Here is a 274-nt window from a genome sequence, read left to right on the forward strand (position 1 = left end):
GTGGATGGACAGCAACGTACACTTGCCATGCTGGCCGGGTGGCCTCTGCCCAGCCATACGCCGATCTCGCATCGCATTTGGGTCGACTTTGCGGACGCTCCACGCAAGGGTGAACTACTGACCCTGCGGATTACGACACGCAATCAACCATTTGGGTATTCCCGCGATAAGCCGAATGTAAAGCTCCCCTTGTCCGACCGTAGAAAGGCCCTGACCGCTTGGGAGAATCAAGTCAGCCTTGCTGGCATTGAGAAAACTCAGCACCCAGACTTCC

1 protein-coding gene is annotated in these 274 nt (G+C 56.6%); it reads left to right on the forward strand.

The annotated features are described in order from the left end of the window. A partial coding sequence (locus SB752_RS32415) for a hypothetical protein (RefSeq protein ID WP_410719500.1) occupies positions 1-274 on the forward strand: 274 nt, incomplete at both ends.

This window comes from Brevibacillus sp. SIMBA_040 (assembly GCF_046535075.1).
Taxonomy (GTDB): domain Bacteria; phylum Bacillota; class Bacilli; order Brevibacillales; family Brevibacillaceae; genus Brevibacillus.